Source organism: Cupriavidus sp. WS (assembly GCF_000395345.1).
GTDB classification, from domain to species: Bacteria; Pseudomonadota; Gammaproteobacteria; order Burkholderiales; family Burkholderiaceae; genus Cupriavidus; species Cupriavidus basilensis_B.
Genome location: NZ_AQPL01000681.1, coordinates 1 through 2,031, shown reverse-complemented (window position 1 = coordinate 2,031; position 2,031 = coordinate 1). Strand labels below are relative to the sequence as shown.

The following is a 2,031-nucleotide window of genomic DNA, read 5'->3' as shown; positions in this document are numbered from 1 at the left end:
CCCCAGGTGGCGGCAATCGGGTGTCGCTGCATGAATTCCAGCACAGCCTGGCAGGCCTGGCTCAGACGCCGTTCGTCCCGCGCCCAGCGCATGGCCTGGCGAATGCTGGTGGCAGACAATTGCGGAATCATGCGCGCGCATTCGACCGCAGTCAGACTGGTGCCGTGGGCCATGATGCCGGCATAGACCATCAGCAGCTCGTCGGTAGAGCGCGGCTCACGTCCGAGCATGATCCAGCTAAAGCGCACCTGGGCGTCAACGGCCAGAATCACTTCCGGCAATTGAACCTCACCGATGCGGTGATCCAAAGCCGCGCGCAGCTTGGTCACTTCTGGGTCTTCGTCCTCTGCGGGCAATGGCGACAAATGGAGTTCATCATCCACGCGCAGTACGCCACTGCGGGCTGCAGCGGCCACCGCATCGACACCGGCAGTTACTCTGGCCAGCAAAGGCTTCAAGAAAGTGGCAGCCTTGCTGGGTAACGATAGACGGGCATAGTGTTTCTTGGACTCTGCCTGCCAACGCTCGTCCGTGAAGAACAAGCGCGCACGACCCCGAAAGCTCAGGCTGTGCTCAATCCAGACCGAGCCATTGCGCACCGCGCGGCGCAGGGCAAACAGGGTGGCCACCTCCAACGCCTGAAACGCCCGTTCCCGGTCTGGGCTGGAGATCGAAACCTGCCAGATCATTCCCAGACTTGGTGCCACCACTTCAACTGGCAGCTTTCTGGATCCTTTGAGATATAAAGCTTGCAGCTTGGCAAGGTACTCGATGGCAGGATGCTCGCCGGTGGCCTGCCAGGGCAGCTTTGCAATGGCGACGAGCAACGACCGCACGGGGCGAATTCCATCAATCAATCCCTCGCGGACCAGGGAGGCCCTGCTCGGTGGTTTGCGTTTCTGGGTTTCGGTGATCAAGGCTTCAAGACGGGCACGCAACTCAGCATCTGGCACCGCACCTTGCGCGCTCAAGGCAACAAGTTCGCCGAGCAGCGTTTTGTACATTGCGGCCCAATTGACGGTAGCGGGGACATCGGCGGCAGCCTGACGCCACAGATCGGCGATCCGGCGCTGCACCATAAGGATCAACTGGTCTGTGGTGGTGAACAGGCAATACCGAAGAAAGCATGCGACCTCCACGGTGCGCGCTGGCTCTTTGATCTTGGCTCCGGCTGAGGGCGGCCTGGAGACAAGTCGGCGCGCGTAGCGGCGCAAGATGAGATCGGGGATGTCTGCCAGGTGCTTATGAACGTCCAGCGTGTAAAGCAGGTCGATGCGCTCCAGTACCTCGCTGATTTGGCGGGTTGAGTGTTTCGCCGGTGCAGCCCATAGCCAACTCTGCTGGGTTTGTCCATCTGGGCGCAGCTCTGAAACTGAGGCTCGCCAGCGATCAAGTGTTGCTGGATCAACGCTGGCGGCGATGGCGGTGCCTGTTTCAACTTCAAGCTGGGCAAGTGCCGCCGCAATCAGTGTCCGAATTGCCCGCTCGTGCACGATCACCAGCTTGTTCTTGTACAGCCATTGACGCGCCCGCACGAGTAGCTGATCGCGGTCGGCGCAGCGCGCCACTTCGTCGCGCAGTTCACGTACCAGTGAGCGGCGCTGGTGCTCGCTCATCCACTGGAATCCAAGGACCGTGCAGGCTACTTGTTGGTGATCGAATAGCGTGCGCCCGCGTTCATACATGGCTCTCAGCGAGGCGACTTCTGGTGCTGCAATGCCAAGCTCGTTGCCAAGGTGGCGCCACAAGGCTACTGGAATTACCCGAAAGGCACCGAGCAAACGCCCACTCATGCGCAGGAAACCAATATGGAGCGCCAGACCAAGCTTGTGGGAATCACCTCGGCGTGCATTGATTGCGTCGCGCTCGGCACCATCGAAGGTGAAAAATGCCTTCATCTCGAAGTCGCTGATATCGCGGGGGAGCCCACGCATCCCCAAAAACGTTGTGTGCCAACCCTGCATCGTGAACCTCAAAAGTGGGAGGCCACCATACCCGTTTACAAAGCGAACAGGAAAGTCAATGAAATCA

2 protein-coding genes are annotated in these 2,031 nt (G+C 59.9%); one reads left to right on the top strand and one right to left on the bottom strand.

Annotated features, from left to right (window positions below; genetic code table 11):
• The coding region (locus K206_RS40540) for a Tn3-like element IS1071 family transposase (RefSeq protein ID WP_231401744.1) at nt 1-1,913 on the bottom strand (1,913 nt) is incomplete at its 3' end.
• Between K206_RS40540 and K206_RS44575 the strand changes: the two genes are divergently transcribed.
• Nucleotides 1,809-2,031 (top strand): hypothetical protein (locus K206_RS44575; RefSeq protein ID WP_231401745.1); only part of this gene is annotated, 223 nt, incomplete at its 3' end. The genes K206_RS40540 and K206_RS44575 overlap by 105 nt on opposite strands.